Here is a 14695-nt window from a genome sequence, read left to right on the forward strand (position 1 = left end):
GGCGCCGGCAAGAAGGCCGAGATCCAGGGCCGCGTTGCCCAGATCAAGCAGCAGATCGAGGAGACCACCTCGGACTACGACAAGGAGAAGCTGCAGGAGCGTCTGGCCAAGCTCGCGGGCGGCGTCGCGGTGATCCGCGTCGGCGGCGCGACCGAGGTCGAGGTCAAGGAAAAGAAGGACCGCGTTGACGACGCTCTGAACGCGACCCGCGCGGCCGTTGAAGAAGGCATCGTCCCCGGCGGCGGCGTCGCGCTGCTGCGCGCTTCGCACGCCGTCAAGGCGACCGGCGTCAACGCTGACCAGGCCGCGGGCATCGCCATCGTTCGTCGCGCGCTGCAGGCTCCGGCCCGCCAGATCGCGGCCAACGCCGGTGCCGAGGCTTCGATCGTTGCCGGCAAGATCCTCGAGAACAAGGCTGCGACCTACGGCTTCAACGCCCAGACCGGCGAGTATGGCGACATGATTGGCATGGGCATCGTCGACCCGGTCAAGGTCGTTCGCACCGCTCTCCAGGACGCGGCCTCGGTCGCCGGCCTGCTGGTCACCACCGAAGCCATGATCGCCGAGGCTCCGAAGAAGGAAGCCGCCGGCGGTATGCCGGGCGGCATGCCTGGCGGCGGCATGGGCGGCATGGGCGGCATGGATTTCTAAGAAGTCCATAAAGCACGCCCATCATTTAACATTGCTCAAGCCCGCAAGCGGGCTTGAGTGGCGGCATGGATTTCTAAGAAGTCCGGTCCCACAGCGAATATGGAAAGGGCGGCAGACATGTCGCCCTTTTTGTTTGGCATGCGGGCAGCCGGTCCAAAGGCGGGCTTCTATACTGTTGCGAAGTGTTGCGATTGGCGAAGGCCCGCGCAACAGCCGATCTCCCCTCTTGAGGGGGAGATGCCCGGCAGGGCAAAGGGGGTCCCGCGCATAAGGCTCCGGCGACGACTCCCTTGCAACGAAGGCGCTGGCGCTCCAACGCGCGGCGACCCCCTCTGTCGCCTTCGGCGACATCTCCCCTCAAGGAGGGAGATCAGCAGCGCCAGCGCCAGCGCTCGGCCATCCCTGCGTCAACCTGATCCGCGTCGCGGACGGGCGATAGTCGAGGCGATGGGCTATATCACGGTTCGCTTACCGATCCGCCAGCGCCAGCTTGGCCCCCAGCATGACGAAGGCGCCGGCGAAGGTGCGGCGCATCCAGGTCAGCACCATCGGCCGCGACACGACATGGCTGCGCACCGAAGCCGCGAACACGCCGTAGACGACGAAGACAAGGAAGGTCATCAGCATGAACACGCCGGACAGCTCCAGCATCCTGGCGAAAGCGTGCGGCTCGGTGGTGCTGACGAATTGCGGCAGGAAGGCGAAGAAGAAGATCGACAGTTTTGGGTTCAAGATGTTGACCAGGATGCCGGAGGTGATCACCTTGCGGGCAGAGCGCGGCGCGACGTTCTGATCGAGAGCAATACTGCCTTTCTCCTTCAGCGTGATCCAGGCCATGTAGAGCAGATAGGCGACGCCGAGATATTTCAGCGTCTCGAAGGCGACTGCGCTTGTGTGCAGCACTGCCGCAAGGCCGGTGATGGCCGCCGCCATGTGCGGGATGATGCCCAGCGTGCAGCCGAAAGCGGCGATGATCGCGGCGCGAGCGCCGCGCGAGAGGCCGGCGCTCAGCGTGTAGAGAACGCCGGTGCCGGGCGAAGCGACGATAATCAGCGACGTCAACAGGAATTCGATGCTCACAGTTTCCTCCACGGCCCTGCCCGGCGCGGAAGGTATCGGGAGGTCCGAGCGTGGGCAAGCGGGGAGAGAGTAATCTCCCACTTGTGGTCCCCTCGCGAGGAGATGTCGCCGAAGGCGACAGAGGGGGCTCGCCTCGTGTAGAGCGCGGCCTTTTCCGCGACGCGATCACGTTGGCGATTTATGTGAGACGACCCCCTCTGACCGCTTCGCGGCCATCTCCCCCTCGAGGGGGGAGATCACGCTCTCCGCCGCCAGCCCATGGGCGGCCCTTGCCATCAGGCAGTCGTCGCCGCCGGGCATGCAGGCGCGGCAGACATGCGGGCGGGCTTCGTAAATCGCGCAGGCCGTCTGCTTGCCCACCTCGCCGCGAAGCGCGGCGCAGCGGCCGTCCTCGCAGCGCATGCCTGACAGGTCGGTCGCGACCAGCTCATCGGGGATGCGGTCGAGCTCGGCATCCTCTTCGGTCGAAAAGCGCGGCCAGTCCGCCGAATAGGCGCAGCAGGCGCCGCAGCTCTGGCAGTCGAAGGCGGCTGATGCGTCAAGCAGGGTCAGGAAGGGTCGGTCGTGCGGCAAGGCTATCCTCATGCTGCCAGTGCCCTTAGCACGGAGCCGGGAGATGCGCCGCATCCGGCCGAGCAAAAAATTTTTGTTTTGCCAGGAACCTTTTTCCTGCCTGGCAGTTTTGGGCCTGTCGTCAGCAATTCATGAGCAATCGAGAAAAACTGACGACAAAAGACGCCTCCCGCGCCCTGAAAAAGCGCGAGAGGCGTTTTCTATTGGCCTTACATGATTGTGCCCATCATCGGCAGGATTTCATAGCGGAAGCCGCGGCCGGAACGCGCCACAGGGTCGCCCTCGGTCACGGCCCTGGCCTCGGCTTCGGTGCCGACCTGCAGGATCAGAAGCCCCCACGGTCCGGCTGGATCGGCGACTGGGCCCGCAATCATCATTCTGCCTTCACGAAGCAGGCCGCGCAGATAGTCGGCATGCGCATTCATCAGCGCCCTCTCCTCCTCCGTCAGGGTCAAGGCGAAATCCGGACGCGGCGGAATCAGCCGGCAATGGAAGACCGAAGGCGACCTGGCAGCCGTCTCCTTGGCAAGGAATTCGTCCAACCAGCCCAGCACGCGCTCCCAACCGGAACCGTGATCGCGGCAGGAGTCCCGTCGCGACCCGAAGCCGTCATGGCGCAGCGTCAGCCGGGTGCCGTTCTCGACGGCTTCGAGCGTATAGGTGACGGTGGTGAGGTTATCGCCGTCCCAGGGCGCCTTCCAGGTCATCACCAGACGATGCGGCGGCTCGACCTCGAGATACTCGCCGGCGACATGGAAGTCCTGCCCGTCCGCGCCCTTGCCTTCCGAGCGCCAGGCGCCGCCCGGCCGGACATCGGCCGTGTGCTTCGTCGTCCGGTACATGTTGTCGGCGCCCCACCAGAGCGGGATCTGGTCCTCAGCGGTAATGGCGCGGAAGACGCGCTCCGGCGGCACGGCGATCGTCACCGTGGCAAGGATGGTACCGGCGGAAATGTCGGCGATCGCGCGCGGCTTGTCTTGGATGGCCATCATTCATTCTCCAGGTAGGATTTGAGATTGCCGAGGCTGTGCTGCCAGAAGTCTCGGTAAGGCAGGATCCAGTCGGCGACATCCTTCAATTCCGCCGGCTCCAGCCGGTAGACTCGCTCGCGGCCCTGCCGCTGCTCGGAAACGACGTTGAGCTCGCGCAGTATCCTCAGATGCTTGGAAATGGCCGGCCGACTCTGCGAGAAGGCGGACGCCAGTTCGTTGACCGGCGCGGGGCCCTGCCGCAGCCGGTCGAGGATGGCGCGCCGCGTCGGATCGGCGATGGCGCGGAAGACGGAACGGTCGTGCTCAGCCTGCGGCATAATGCGTATCCATTTGGTTACATATTATGCCGAATTCGGTCGCCGGTCAATTATCCTCGACCGGTGTGCTTTGGCGCAACGGAACCGCGAAGCACTCCGGCCCGTTTCTCCTCGCGAATTGGATCTCCGGGAGATGCGGAGATGGTGAACATGGACCAAATAGTGGGCTTGGCGAAGCAGATCAAAGGTTCGATCCGGCAAGCCATAGGCAAGGCCGCCGGCAACCGGCCGATGGAAATCAGGGGCATGGCGGACAAGTCGGCAGGCCAGGTGCAGAAGGCCTGTGGCGACATGAAAGCCATGCTCAAAAAAGCGATGTGACCAGCAGGCCCCGCGGTCAGATCTCGAACGCCCGGCACGGGCTGTCCGTCATGCCGACAGCGGCGTGATGCGGCAGGCCGCACGGAACTCAAACATTGCCCGTTCGTTGTCGTGGCGGATGCGGTTGGCGCATCCCGCTCCTATTCCAGGCCCAGGAGATGCGGATATGGTGAACAGGCATCAAGTTGCCGGCATCGCCAAGCAGGTAAAAGGCAGGCTGAAGCAGGCGGCCGGCAAGGCCACCGGCAGCCGGCGCTTGCAGGTGGAAGGCATGTCCGAAAGAATCGCCGGCAGGGTGCGCAAGGCCTATGGCGACGTGAAGGACAAGGCTCGCAAGGCGCTCTGACTCCATACGCCGCGAGGCAATGGCCGACCCGCGCGCCGGCCTGTTCGTCTTTGAGCGCCGACGGCGTCAACACCGCAGAACAGCTCGAACAACAGGCCTGGACAACTCTACCCGGCGTGCTTTCTCCCTTCAGGTGGCCCAGCTTTTGGTGAAGGCGTTGGTGAAAACGACCTCGCCATGGTCGCCGGCCGCCTCAGCCAGGACGACGTCCATGTGGTCATCGGTCACCCGCGCCAGCGCAAAGCCGCCCATGAAGGCCGCCTTCGGCTTGACGAGGTCGAGCCCGTCGCGCCGGTAGATCATCGGCACTGCGTGCTGATGGCCGTGAAAAATGGCGATCACATTATAACCCTTCAGCGTGGCGAGAAGCGCCTGGCGGTCGGCGTCGCCCCACCAGTGCGGGCGGCCGGCGCCGCCTTCGCCATAGGTGCGCTTCACTGGATCCCAGCGCTCGACCGAGAAGGTGTCCCAACCATAGTGCTGGAAGAGAATCACCGGACGGCCGTCGCCGGCATAGGTCGCCAGATCCTGCTTCAGCCATGGCAGGCTGCCTATCGCGTCATGGCCGGTGTCGCCGGCGAAGCGATGCGTCTGGACGAGGTGCAGGCCGCCCCAATCCCAGGAATAGCAATCGGTGTCGACATCGTAATTGGTCGCCGGCACCGGCGGCTTGAAGAAAACGCCGGGGCGATGATTGACTTCGACATAGTCGCGCATCTCGCGACGGTACCAGTCGACATGGCGCGTCGGCCCATTCTGGTCGAGATCGTGATTGCCGAGCCCGACATAGACCGGGACATGCACGCGATCAGGGCCGATGCCTTGCTGGTAGCGCTGGCTGAACTGCAGAAGCTGCGTGCCTTCGCTCGGCTCAGTGATCTGGCCGCCGCCATCGTCGGTGATGTCGCCCCCGGTGACGACCCCGAGCGGCGTGCCGATGCGTGTGCCGGCCGAGCGCAGGCCGGTGGCAGCGCCGTTGATCTCGGCCGGCCACTCTTTGTCGTCGATTGCGTTGAGCGCGGCCACATTGCGCAGCAATGCCGCATCGGTCTTGCCTTCCTGCTCGCAATGCGGGCTGAGCCCGGTCGCCATGCGGCAGGCATGGATATCGGCGATGAACAAAAAGGTGGCGTCAATCGGCTGGATAGGCTGGCCAGTCTGGGCGAAAGTGGTGTCCGGCAGGGCGCAGGTCGCGGCAAGGCCGGCCACCCGGGCCAGGAAATCGCGCCGGGACAAGAATGCTGAGGATAAGCGATTCATCATCGCGCCATTGGAACATTTTCAGCGCCGGATCGTCCAGATTGGCGGCTCTTTTCAAGCATTGGTTGAATTCGTGAAGGGCTCTTTGGGTCGACAGCGCAGAGAGGGTCTGTCATTCCTTCCAGAACACATTTCCAGGGGAGAAGGCATGAAACCCGTGACGACCTGTGTGGCCCTCTCCATGCTTGCCCTCACCGGCACCGCCGAGGCGGCCGACTGCGTGGACGCCAAATCCGCCAAGGCCGGCTTCGTGCTGGAGAAGCCCGGCATCCGCAGCGAGTTCCGGCCGGCGCCGGGCGGCATGGTCGCGGTCGCCAACAACTACCAGTCGCAATCGCCGCAGACGCAATATCTTTACGCCGGGCTGATCGAGATTTTCCGCGATAGCGACACGGGCCGGCTGTCAATGATCCCGCTCGGCGACCTCAAAAAGCTCTTCCCGCTGAAGGCCGGTGCCAAGAGCAAGACCGAGTTCGTGCGGCTTTCGGCGAAGAAGGCGCCGAAGGGCACCGAAACACTGGCTTTAAGCGTCAAGGGCAAGGACACCTACAAGCTGGGCGACTGCAAATACACGGTGCTGACGGTGAAAGAGACGCTGACCGGCGATTCCGGCACGGTGATCGACAGCTTCACCGCGCTCTATTCGCCCGACCTGCAAGCGGTGCTGGCGCGGCGCTACGACGAGGGGACGAGCGCGCAGAGCGAAGTGGGGTTCGAGACGATCAAGCCGCTGAGGGAGTGAAGGCTGCCTTTAGTCAGGGACTTACGATGATCCTCATACCGGCATCAGCGGATTGCCTGCTGCCGCACCACCCTGCGGCGTCGTCTGGCGGGCGAACCGTTCTGTGATGGCGGGGGCTCGACCCGCTCCAAACCCTCCAGGCACTGCCGCAACACACCGGCATCCTGCTCGGCCTTGGCCATCGACATGGCGCCGGAGTAAGCCGCCACCGTCAGCGCGGCAAAGCGGTCGGGATCGGTCCCACCTTCCCGGCCGGCCTCCTGATCGGCGCGCACCTTGTCGGAGATCGCCCGCCGCCAGCCGGCGAAGATATCGGCCAACGCAATACGGAAATCGGGATCGGCGAGCGACAGCTCATGCGCCAGATTGTTGAGCGGGCAGCCGCGCACATAGCCCTGCTGCTCGAGCGCGGCCGCTACCGCCTCAAACACGGCGCGCACGCCCTTGCGCGCCGAAGGCGCCGCCCGCACCGGCTCGATCCAGGTCTCCTCAACCGCGGCCGCCACCCGCTCCTCGATCACCGCCAGCGCCAGCGCCTTCTTTGTCGGGAAATGATGGTGCAGCGCGCCGCCGGTGACGCCGGCCGCCGCCATCAGGTCGCCGAGGCTCGAGGCGTGGTAGCCGCGCGCCTGGAAGCAATCTTCCGCCACGTCGAGCACGCGCCGCCGCATGCCCTGCGGATCGTTGGTGCGCTTCTTGCGCATCGCCACCTCCACCTTTCCCCGTCGGAGAGAAGGGGAAGAACGTAGCATATTGACAAAATAGGACAACCGGTCTGTTTATAAACAGGATGAACACCCTGTTTTCGAGAGTCTAGCCATGAACAGACCTTCCCGCCTTGCGTCGCCGATCGTGGAGCTCAGGCAATACACATTGAAACCCGGCGATCGCGAAACGCTTATCGCGCTGTTCGACCGGGAGTTCATCGAGAGCCAGGAAGCCGTGGGCATGACCGTTATCGGCCAGTTCCGCGACCTCGATCGTCCCGACATGTTCGTCTGGCTGCGCGGCTTCGCCGACATGGAGGCCAGGAGGAAAGCGCTCACCGCTTTCTATGACGGCCCGGTGTGGGCCGAGCATCGCAACGCCGCCAATGCGACGATGATCGATTCCGACGACGTGCTGTTGCTGAAGCCCGCGTGGCCGGACGCCGGCTTCGACCTGTCGAGGCGGGAGCGGTCGACCGTGAGCGAAGGCGAAAGCAAAAGTGCGCAGCCTCACTTAGACGGCATTGTTGAGATTTCGATTCATCATTTGCGCCACGGCATGGAAACCGGATTCGCCGAGCGTTTCCGGGCGAAAATGGTTCCGCAACTGACGGCGAACGGTGCCCGGCTGCTCGGCGCCTTTGTCAGCGAGCATGCCGAAAACACTTTTTCGCGGCTGCCGGTGCGAGCCGGCGAAAATGTCTTCATCGTCGTCGTTGGTTTCGGCGACGCCCATGCGAACTATCGAAACGACCTTGGCGCTTCCCCGGCATGGCAGGCGGTTCGCCAAATCATGCAGGCTGCTTCGACGAAGCCGGCAGAGATGTTGCGCCTCACGCCTACGGCCCGATCGCTGTTGCGGTAGTCACTCGGCTGGCAGCACGTCGGCTATTGCCTTGGCGACGAAGGCCGGGTCTTCCCAATGCGGGTTGTGGCCGCAGTCCTGCGCCCAGACGAGACGCGATCCGGCAAGCGCCTCGGCCAAAGCCTCCTGGTGCGCTTGGCCGAAGAGCGGATCGCAGGCGCCGGCAATGATCAACGTCCGGACCCGCACGGCCCGCGCCGCCGCGGTCAGATCCGTCCGGCGGATTTCTTCGAGAATGGCGCGCCAGCGCGCCGCCGGCATCGCCGAAGCGTCCGCCGCCAGGCCGGCAAGAAGGGCCCGCGGCACGCCGGACCCGCAGGCGTGCCACCAGTCGTAGAACGGATCAGTCGGCGAGATCGGGTCGCGCAGTTCCGCCACGCCGTCAACCAACGGATGGTCCGGCGCGAAATCTGCCTTCAGCGCCCCGGCCAGGATGACCAGCCCGCCGACCAGTTCCGGATGCCGCGCGGCCACCTGCATGGCGACCATGCCACCCAGCGAATGGCCGAGAACGACCGGCCGGGCGAGCCGCAGGTTGCGGATCAGCCCGGCGACATCGTCGGCGAAATCGGCGATGCCAAAGCCCCTGCCCGCCTGCGAGGCGCCATGGCCGCGCAGGTCCGGCATGACCAGCCGCCGCGCGGAAAGATGCGGCGCCAGCAACGAGAAACTGCGGCTGGTGTCGGTGAAGCCGTGCACCAGGACGAGCGGCGGTTCCGAGCCGGCGACCTCGACATAGGCGAGGTCGAGGCCACCGACATCGACGAATCGCTTGCGGCCGGCCCAGGCGTCCTGCTCGCCCCCCTGTCCCGACAGATCCAATGCCGCGGGCCTCACAGTCCAAGCTTTTCCTTGACCGCGGCGAGGCCGGGCTTGCCGTCGAAGGTGGTGACGCCGGCAAGCCAGGCGTCGACACGATCCTTGTTGAGCGTGATCGACTTAAGCGCCGCTTCCTCCGGCTTCATGCCGTCATTGATGAGGTAGCCCATGCCGACATTTTCCAGATCGATGTCGAAGGCAAGGTTCTTCAGGAACTGCGCCACGTTCGGGCACTCCTGCAGGAATCCCTTGCGCACCTGGGTCGTCACCGTCGCGGCGCCGAAATTCGGGCCGAAGAACTTGTCGCCGCCGGTCAGATACTTGAAGTCGTACATCGTGTTCATCGGATGGGGCGCCCAGCCCTGGAAGACGATGAACTGCTTCTCCTTGATCTCGTAGCCGACCTCCGAGAGCATGCCGGCTTCGCTCGATTCGACCACCTGCCAGCCGTCGAGCTGGAACTGAGGATCGGCGATAGCATCCATCATCAGCTGGTTCGAGCCGGGCTCGATGCCGTACATCTTCTTCCCGAACTTGTCGGCGAATTTGTGCAGGTCGGAGAGATCCTTGACGCCGGCTTCCCAGACATAGGTCGGCACGGCGAAGGTGTATTTGGCGCCGACCAGATTGACCCGCACATTCTCGATCGAGCCGTCCTTCCTGTAAGGCTCGTAATAAGTGACCATCGCCGGATCCCAGTAGCCGAGGAACAGGTCGAGGTCTTTGTTCTTCATGCCTTCGTAGATGACGTTGATGCCAAGCACGTCGCTCTGCGGCTCATAGCCGAGCACCTGGAGCAGGACCTTGGCCACGCCCGTCGTGAAGGCGAGATCGTTCCAGCCGGGCTCGGCCATTCGCACCACCTTACATTCCTCCGCCTCGGCCGCCTGAACGGTTTGAGCGGCCACCATCAAGGCAGCGAGACAGACGCCATTCGCAAGCAAGCGCACCATTCCGGTTCTCCTCTGTTGACCATTTGGTCATGTTATTGTCCCAGCGGTCAATGATTGATCTGAGCGGGCGAAAATGTCAACATGGATTCGCAAACATGGATCGATCCGGTGAAGCTCACACGTCTCAGCGACATACGCCGCAAGGAGTTGCGGCAAGCGGCCTTTGCGGTGCTCGAGCGCGAGGGCATTGCCGGCGCCACCTTGGAAAAGGTCGCGGCCCAGGCCGGCGCCTCGAAGGGCATCGTGCTGCACTATTTCCGCAACAAGCAGGAACTGTTCGAGCACGCGATGCGCGAAGCCAATGCCGTGCTGTGCAACGCGGTGGTGGCGCGCCTCAAGCGGGCACGGACGCCGATGGAGCGGCTGGACGCGGTGATCGAGGGCAATTTCGAGGAGCACTTGTTCCTGCCGCCGCTCTGTCACGCCTGGCTGTCGCTGTGCGCCGAGGTGCCGCGCGACGAGAAGCTGGCGCGCATCCAGCGAGTGATCCACGCGCGCATGCGCTCGAACCTGTTGTCCGGCCTGCGCGGCCTCGCATCGCCGGAGTTGGCCGCGGAGATCGTACTCGGCGTCACCGCTCTGATCGACGGGCTGTGGCTCAGGCTTGGCCTGCAGCCGGGCAGCGTGTCGCGCGCGCAGGCGGTCCGCCAGGTCAAGGACTATGTCGCGGGGCGGCTCGCGCTGCGCCAGCCCGCGGCCATCGGCCTGGCGGCCGGATAACAGAGTCTACTCTCCGACCTCATCCTCCAGGTTGCGGAAGCCGAGCGCCTCGACTTCCACCAGGATCTGCTCGCGGATCCAGCGATGCGGCGCCTCGTCGTCATGGCGGGCGTGCCAGTACATCCTGACCGCCGGCGAGGGAATCGAGATTGGCGCCCCGTAGATGCCGAGCGGCAAGGATTTCGCCGCCACCGCCGCGAACTGCATTGGAACGGCCGCCAGATAGGGTCCGCTCGCCACGGCCAGCGCGACCGCCTGGAAATGCGGCAAGGCAAGCGTGACCCGGCGCGTCCGGCCCATCTTCCCCAGCGCGTCATCGGTGAAGCCCGACATCGAGCCGTCGATGGAGCGCAGCGCGTGCGGCAGCTCGCAGAAGAGATCGAGCGGCACCTGCTCGCCTTCGGCGATGCCGGCCCGATTGAGCGCTGCATTGCCCTTCGCTGCGATGACGGCGAAGGGCGAGCCGAACAGCGGTACGCTGGAAACCCATTCGGCGACTTCCAGGGGACGCTCCAGCGCCACGTCGATTTGGTCCTCCTGCAACAGTTTCGAGACGTCGCCGATGGCGCTGTCGAGGAAGCGGAACGACACTGATGGCGCCACCGCCGCGATGCGCGCGGCAAAGGGCGGCATCAGGAGCATGGAAAAGAAATCCGCGCCCATGAAGGTGAAGGTCCGCTCCAGCCTGGCCGGATCGAAGTCCTTCGCCGGCTGGAAAGCACGCTCGATCTCGCGCAGCGCGGCACGCACAGGCCCGGCCAGGCTTTCGGCGCGTGGCGTCGGCACCATGTCGTTGCCGCGCCGCACGAAGAGCTGGTCGTTGAGCGTATGCCGCAGGCGGTTGAGCGCGGCACTCACCGCAGGCTGGCTGAGGCCGATCTGCTCGCCGGCGCGCGTCACGCTTTTCTCGCGCAAAAGCGCGTCGAGCACCCTCACAAGGTTGAGATCGAGCGCGTTCAAATTCATCGCATCAATTCAGTCCATATGATCATTCGATTTCCATCTCCCACGCGTCGCTGGTTAGTTCGCCGTCGACGCCGCTTCGCCGGCCCAACACAAAGCAGAGACACCATGACAATGATCAACCGGACCATCGCAGGCAAGGAACTCCTTTGGTTCAACAACACGCTCGTCGCCATCCAGGTCTCTTCGGCCGACGGAGAGGACGGCATCTGCGTCATCGAGCATCGCCTGCCCTATGGCGATTCCCCGCCGCTGCATATGCACCGCAACGAAGACGAGGTATTTCACATCCTCGAAGGACAAATGCGTTTCCAGATCAACGGCCATGAGCGGGTCGTGGGCGCGGGCGAAACCGTCATCGCGCCGAAGGGCCTGCCGCATACATACAGGGTCGAATCTCCGCAAGGCGCGCATACGCTCACCGTCACGCGCGGCTCGGATTTCGAGACGATGGTGCGCCTGGCGAGCCGCCCCGCCGAACGGCCGGACCTGCCGCAGCCGGGGGCGCCGACGCCCGAGATGATGGCGACGCTGATGAGACTCTGCGCCGAGAACGGCATCGACATCGTTGGACCGCCGATGGAGGGCTGATCTGGCCCACAAGGGGGAGATCGGCAGCCCCCTTCAACCGATTTGCATCTTCCTCGCCCGCAATCTCCGCTTGAAGGGTTTTGTGCAACGCGATACGCCCTTGCGCAAATCGACAGACCGGAGATTTCCCGTGAGCGCTGAGAAGACCAGAACCGAAACCGATACATTCGGTCCCATCGAGGTCGCGGCCGACCGCTACTGGGGCGCGCAGGCGCAGCGTTCGCTCGGCAATTTCAAGATCGGTTGGGAAAAGCAGCCGGCCTCGATCGTGCGCGCACTGGGCATCGTCAAGCGCGCCGCGGCCGAAGTGAACATGGAGATGAAACGGCTGGATCCAGCCATCGGCAAGGCAATCGTGGACGCCGCGCAGGAAGTGATCGACGGCAGGCTCAACGACCATTTCCCGCTCGTGGTCTGGCAGACCGGTTCGGGCACGCAGTCCAACATGAATGCCAATGAAGTGATCTCCAACCGGGCCATCGAGATGCTCGGCGGCGTGATGGGCTCCAAGAAGCCCGTGCACCCGAATGACCACGTCAATATGAGCCAGTCGTCAAACGACACCTATCCGACGGCCATGCATGTCGCCTGCGCCGAGCGGGTCGCGCATCACCTGATCCCAGCGCTCCACCATCTGCACAAAGCGCTCGACGCCAAGGCCCGCGCCTTCAACCACATCATCAAGATCGGCCGCACCCACACGCAGGACGCCACACCCCTTACGCTCGGCCAGGAATTCTCCGGCTACGCCGCGCAGGTCGCGTCGTCGATCAAGCGCATCGAGCAGACGCTGCCCGGCCTGCAGGAACTGGCGCAGGGCGGCACCGCGGTCGGCACCGGGCTCAACGCGCCGGTTGGCTTTGCGGAAAAGGTGGCGGACCGGATCGCCGCCATCACCGGCATCGCCTTCGTCACGGCGCCGAACAAGTTCGAGGCGCTCGCAGCACACGATTCCATGGTGTTCTCGCATGGCGCGATCAGCGCGGCGGCCGCCGCGCTCTTCAAGATCGCCAACGACATCCGCCTGCTCGGTTCAGGCCCGCGCTCGGGCCTCGGCGAGCTGTCGCTGCCGGAGAACGAGCCGGGCTCGTCGATCATGCCGGGCAAGGTCAACCCGACGCAGTGCGAGGCGCTGACGCAGGTCTGCGTGCAGGTGTTCGGCAACAATGCCGCGCTAACCTTCGCCGGCAGCCAGGGCCATTTCGAGCTCAACGTCTACAACCCGCTGATGGCCTATAATTTCCTGCAGTCGGTGCAGCTGCTTGCCGACGCTTCCGTATCCTTCACCGACAATTGCGTCGTCGGCATCGAGGCGCGGGAAGACAACATCAAGGCGGCGCTGGAGCGCTCGCTGATGCTGGTGACGGCGCTCGCCCCCACCATCGGCTACGACAACGCCGCCAAGATTGCCAAGACCGCGCACAAGAACGGCACCACGCTGCGCGAGGAAGCTCTCGCCACCGGGCTGGTCAGCGAGGCCGACTACGACCGGCTGGTGCGGCCCGAGGACATGACGCATCCGGGGTAGTTCTCGCGGCGCGGACAGGCCAAAGGGGTCGTCGTACCAGGGCGAAGACGACCCGATCGGGCGTTTCGGCTAGTCCCCGAGGTCTGCGACTGCAACCCCAACCGATAGTTTGGCTATTTTGCGGGGGCACAATTTACTCGTTAATCCCAATCCGCCGACACGATTTTCGCGCGCGTCCGACGGTCACCGAAACATACTGCCTGTGAACAATGTGTCGCCGCATCGGCGGCTTTGGTGAACAGTCTTCGTCGTCTATCTGACTGGGCATTCAACACGATTCGGAGACTCGCCAATGTCCATCAACACTTCCGCCGCCGGTACCAGCATCGCGTCCAACAGCGCCACCACCATCCTGCTCGGCCGTATCCTGCTCGCCGTCATCTTCCTGCTTTCCGGCTTCGGCAAGCTTACCGCCATTTCCGGCACCGCCGGCTATTTCGGCGCCCTCGGCCTGCCGCTTCCGACCGTGACGGCCGTCGTGGTCGGCCTCATCGAGCTGCTCGGCGGCCTTGCCATTCTTGTCGGGTTCCAGACGCGGATCGCCGCCTGGTTGCTCGCCATCTTCACGATCGCTACCGGCCTGGTTGCTCACACCGGCTGGGCCGACCAGATGCAGATGATCCAGTTTCTAAAGAACCTCGCCATCACCGGCGGCTTCATCCTGCTCGCCTCCTCCGGCGCCGGCGCCTATTCGATCGACGCCAAGCGCGGCTGATCTCCTTCCCCTCCCAAGCTGAAATTGGCGGCGCGGAATTTTTCGCGCCGCTTTTTCGTTTTTCGATTGCAGGCGTACACTGCACCGAGAGCCGGTGCATTCCCGGATACCGGCAAGGGAGGTGGGCCATGAACCGCAACGCGTTGCTTCTCGCCTCGCGGCTCCTGCTTGCCGCGCTGTTCGTGCCCTCGGGCTTCCAGGTGCTGACCAACATATCCGGCACGATCGATTACTTCACCGGCCTCGGCCTGCCGCTACCGACCCTGGCGGCCTGGGGCACCGGCCTGTTCGAGCTGATCGCCGGACTTTTGATCCTTGTCGGTTTTCAGACGCGGATCGCGGCGCTGCTGCTTGCCGCCTTCACTATCGTCGCCGGCTTCATCGGCCATTTCGGCCAGGGCGGCGAGGATGCGACCTTAGCCTTCATGCACCGGCAGATGCTGATGAAGGACATTGCCATTGCCGGGGGCTTCCTGGCGCTCGCCATGGCCGGGGCCGGCGCATGGTCGGCCGACGGCCGCCCCTTCGGCGTCGGTGCCGAGATCACCTGAG

19 protein-coding genes are annotated in these 14695 nt (G+C 64.5%); 10 read left to right on the forward strand and 9 right to left on the reverse strand.

Translation table 11 applies throughout. The features are described 5' to 3' along the window. Positions 1-651, forward strand: a 651-nt coding sequence (locus CK222_RS27990) for a TCP-1/cpn60 chaperonin family protein (protein WP_280951798.1), incomplete at its 5' end; no start/stop codon positions are given. A 468-nt stretch (positions 652-1119) separates the two neighbouring features. On the opposite strand, the gene CK222_RS27995 is transcribed toward CK222_RS27990, so the two are convergent. The 4 genes from CK222_RS27995 to CK222_RS28010 form a co-directional block, all read right to left on the reverse strand. After that, the gene (locus CK222_RS27995) at positions 1120-1731 is read right to left on the reverse strand and encodes a LysE family translocator (RefSeq protein ID WP_095802554.1); all 612 of its coding nucleotides are present in this window, start codon (positions 1729-1731) and stop codon (positions 1120-1122) included. Positions 1732-1896: 165 nt separating this feature from the next. Continuing rightward, entirely contained in the window at positions 1897-2316 is a 420-nt protein-coding gene (locus CK222_RS28000) for a YkgJ family cysteine cluster protein (protein ID WP_095802555.1), read from the reverse strand. Between the two features lie 197 nt (positions 2317-2513). Continuing rightward, complete coding sequence (locus tag CK222_RS28005; protein ID WP_245433321.1) at positions 2514-3296, reverse strand: SRPBCC domain-containing protein; 783 nt, start codon at positions 3294-3296, stop codon at positions 2514-2516. After that, positions 3293-3613: a metalloregulator ArsR/SmtB family transcription factor gene (locus tag CK222_RS28010; RefSeq protein ID WP_067001113.1), complete on the reverse strand. Its 321-nt coding sequence runs from the start codon at positions 3611-3613 to the stop codon at positions 3293-3295. Before CK222_RS28010 ends, CK222_RS28005 begins: the two co-directional genes overlap by 4 nt. Before the next feature lie 141 nt (positions 3614-3754). On the opposite strand from CK222_RS28010, the gene CK222_RS28015 reads away from it, so the two are divergent. Together CK222_RS28015 and CK222_RS28020 are read left to right on the forward strand one after the other, a co-directional pair. Next, entirely contained in the window at positions 3755-3934 is a 180-nt protein-coding gene (locus CK222_RS28015; protein ID WP_095802556.1) for a CsbD family protein, read from the forward strand. Positions 3935-4100: 166 nt separating this feature from the next. Next, positions 4101-4280: a CsbD family protein gene (locus tag CK222_RS28020; protein ID WP_095784086.1), complete on the forward strand. Its 180-nt coding sequence runs from the start codon at positions 4101-4103 to the stop codon at positions 4278-4280. Between the two features lie 129 nt (positions 4281-4409). Here CK222_RS28020 and CK222_RS28025 read toward each other — a convergent pair whose 3' ends face one another. Beyond that, positions 4410-5543, reverse strand: coding sequence for a metallophosphoesterase (locus CK222_RS28025; protein WP_095802557.1), 1134 nt, complete (start codon positions 5541-5543; stop codon positions 4410-4412). Between the two features lie 145 nt (positions 5544-5688). On the opposite strand from CK222_RS28025, the gene CK222_RS28030 reads away from it, so the two are divergent. After that, positions 5689-6282, forward strand: coding sequence for a hypothetical protein (locus tag CK222_RS28030; RefSeq protein WP_067324830.1), 594 nt, complete (start codon positions 5689-5691; stop codon positions 6280-6282). Positions 6283-6326: 44 nt separating this feature from the next. On the opposite strand, the gene CK222_RS28035 is transcribed toward CK222_RS28030, so the two are convergent. Further along, on the reverse strand, positions 6327-6986 hold the full coding sequence (locus CK222_RS28035) for a TetR/AcrR family transcriptional regulator (RefSeq protein ID WP_082953879.1): 660 nt from the start codon (positions 6984-6986) through the stop codon (positions 6327-6329). A gap of 115 nt (positions 6987-7101) precedes the next feature. On the opposite strand from CK222_RS28035, the gene CK222_RS28040 reads away from it, so the two are divergent. Then, entirely contained in the window at positions 7102-7854 is a 753-nt protein-coding gene (locus CK222_RS28040; protein ID WP_095802558.1) for an NIPSNAP family protein, read from the forward strand. Here the strand turns inward: CK222_RS28040 and CK222_RS28045 are convergent, their stop codons facing one another. Together CK222_RS28045 and choX are read right to left on the reverse strand one after the other, a co-directional pair. Further along, entirely contained in the window at positions 7855-8691 is an 837-nt protein-coding gene (locus tag CK222_RS28045; RefSeq protein ID WP_067324826.1) for an alpha/beta hydrolase, read from the reverse strand. Further along, a complete protein-coding gene (gene choX / locus CK222_RS28050) occupies positions 8688-9626 on the reverse strand; it encodes a choline ABC transporter substrate-binding protein (protein WP_095802559.1) in 939 nt (312 codons plus the stop codon). Before choX ends, CK222_RS28045 begins: the two co-directional genes overlap by 4 nt. Positions 9627-9734: 108 nt before the next feature. Here choX and betI point away from each other — a divergent pair, with 108 nt between their 5' ends. Continuing rightward, positions 9735-10346 (forward strand): transcriptional regulator BetI, encoded by a 612-nt coding sequence (gene betI, locus CK222_RS28055; protein WP_095778401.1) that lies wholly within the window; start codon positions 9735-9737, stop codon positions 10344-10346. 6 nt (positions 10347-10352) lie between these two features. Here the strand turns inward: betI and CK222_RS28060 are convergent, their stop codons facing one another. After that, on the reverse strand, positions 10353-11312 hold the full coding sequence (locus tag CK222_RS28060; RefSeq protein WP_095802560.1) for a LysR family transcriptional regulator: 960 nt from the start codon (positions 11310-11312) through the stop codon (positions 10353-10355). A 105-nt stretch (positions 11313-11417) separates the two neighbouring features. Here CK222_RS28060 and CK222_RS28065 point away from each other — a divergent pair, with 105 nt between their 5' ends. The 4 genes from CK222_RS28065 to CK222_RS28080 all read left to right on the forward strand — a co-directional run bounded on the left by CK222_RS28065 (position 11418) and on the right by CK222_RS28080 (position 14694). Beyond that, positions 11418-11900, forward strand: coding sequence for a cupin domain-containing protein (locus CK222_RS28065; RefSeq protein WP_095802561.1), 483 nt, complete (start codon positions 11418-11420; stop codon positions 11898-11900). Positions 11901-12030: 130 nt separating this feature from the next. Continuing rightward, on the forward strand, positions 12031-13428 hold the full coding sequence (gene fumC, locus CK222_RS28070; protein ID WP_095802562.1) for a class II fumarate hydratase: 1398 nt from the start codon (positions 12031-12033) through the stop codon (positions 13426-13428). A 292-nt stretch (positions 13429-13720) separates the two neighbouring features. Continuing rightward, positions 13721-14143, forward strand: a complete 423-nt coding sequence (locus CK222_RS28075; protein ID WP_067001137.1) for a DoxX family protein — start codon at positions 13721-13723, stop codon at positions 14141-14143. 128 nt (positions 14144-14271) lie between these two features. Then, positions 14272-14694 carry a DoxX family protein gene (locus CK222_RS28080; protein WP_095802563.1) on the forward strand — a complete coding sequence of 141 codons (423 nt, stop codon included), beginning with the start codon at positions 14272-14274 and terminating at the stop codon, positions 14692-14694. Position 14695 lies beyond the last annotated feature (1 nt).

Origin of the sequence: Mesorhizobium sp. WSM3866 (genome assembly GCF_002294795.1) — a bacterium.
GTDB lineage: Bacteria > Pseudomonadota > Alphaproteobacteria > Rhizobiales > Rhizobiaceae > Mesorhizobium.

Excerpts from the sequence above, each read along its gene's own strand:
- CK222_RS28000 (WP_095802555.1), bottom strand. The coding sequence starts at position 2,316 with ATGAGGATAGCCTTGCCGCACGACCGACCCTTCCTGACCCTGCTTGAC.
- CK222_RS28005 (WP_245433321.1), bottom strand. The coding sequence starts at position 3,296 with ATGATGGCCATCCAAGACAAGCCGCGCGCGATCGCCGACATTTCCGCC.
- CK222_RS28010 (WP_067001113.1), bottom strand. The coding sequence starts at position 3,613 with ATGCCGCAGGCTGAGCACGACCGTTCCGTCTTCCGCGCCATCGCCGAT.
- CK222_RS28015 (WP_095802556.1), top strand. The coding sequence starts at position 3,755 with ATGGTGAACATGGACCAAATAGTGGGCTTGGCGAAGCAGATCAAAGGT.
- CK222_RS28020 (WP_095784086.1), top strand. The coding sequence starts at position 4,101 with ATGGTGAACAGGCATCAAGTTGCCGGCATCGCCAAGCAGGTAAAAGGC.
- CK222_RS28025 (WP_095802557.1), bottom strand. The coding sequence starts at position 5,543 with ATGATGAATCGCTTATCCTCAGCATTCTTGTCCCGGCGCGATTTCCTG.
- CK222_RS28030 (WP_067324830.1), top strand. The coding sequence starts at position 5,689 with ATGAAACCCGTGACGACCTGTGTGGCCCTCTCCATGCTTGCCCTCACC.
- CK222_RS28035 (WP_082953879.1), bottom strand. The coding sequence starts at position 6,986 with ATGCGCAAGAAGCGCACCAACGATCCGCAGGGCATGCGGCGGCGCGTG.
- CK222_RS28040 (WP_095802558.1), top strand. The coding sequence starts at position 7,102 with ATGAACAGACCTTCCCGCCTTGCGTCGCCGATCGTGGAGCTCAGGCAA.
- choX (WP_095802559.1), bottom strand. The coding sequence starts at position 9,626 with ATGGTGCGCTTGCTTGCGAATGGCGTCTGTCTCGCTGCCTTGATGGTG.
- CK222_RS28060 (WP_095802560.1), bottom strand. The coding sequence starts at position 11,312 with ATGAATTTGAACGCGCTCGATCTCAACCTTGTGAGGGTGCTCGACGCG.
- CK222_RS28065 (WP_095802561.1), top strand. The coding sequence starts at position 11,418 with ATGACAATGATCAACCGGACCATCGCAGGCAAGGAACTCCTTTGGTTC.
- CK222_RS28075 (WP_067001137.1), top strand. The coding sequence starts at position 13,721 with ATGTCCATCAACACTTCCGCCGCCGGTACCAGCATCGCGTCCAACAGC.
- CK222_RS28080 (WP_095802563.1), top strand. The coding sequence starts at position 14,272 with ATGAACCGCAACGCGTTGCTTCTCGCCTCGCGGCTCCTGCTTGCCGCG.